Origin of the sequence: Zoogloea sp. LCSB751, from assembly GCF_002028455.1 — a bacterium.
Classification (GTDB): Bacteria; Pseudomonadota; Gammaproteobacteria; order Burkholderiales; family Rhodocyclaceae; genus Zoogloea.
This window is the reverse complement of record NZ_MWUM01000541.1, coordinates 1-241: the sequence shown is the minus strand read 5'-3', so window position 1 is coordinate 241 and position 241 is coordinate 1. Positions and strand designations below refer to the sequence as shown.

The window sequence follows — 241 nt, the reverse complement described above, 5'->3', positions numbered from 1 at the left end:
TCATGTAACCCAGCTTGCTGCCGCAATCGTGACTGCGACCCTTCATGAAGTAGGCATTGACCTGCTCCTTCTCCATCAGCATGGCGATGGCATCGGTCAGCTGGATCTCGTCGCCCGCCCCGGCTGGGGTCTTCTCCAGCAGGGGCCAGATGTTGGCGGAGAGCACATAACGGCCGACCACGGCCAGGTTGGAGGGCGCCTCGTCGCGCGGCGGCTTCTCGACGATGGCCTGCATCGGCAG

1 protein-coding gene is annotated in these 241 nt (G+C 63.9%); it reads right to left on the bottom strand.

All coding sequences use genetic code 11. The features are described from left to right. On the bottom strand, positions 1-241 hold a 241-nt coding region (locus B4920_RS27640), incomplete at both ends, for a sugar phosphate nucleotidyltransferase (RefSeq protein ID WP_368664754.1).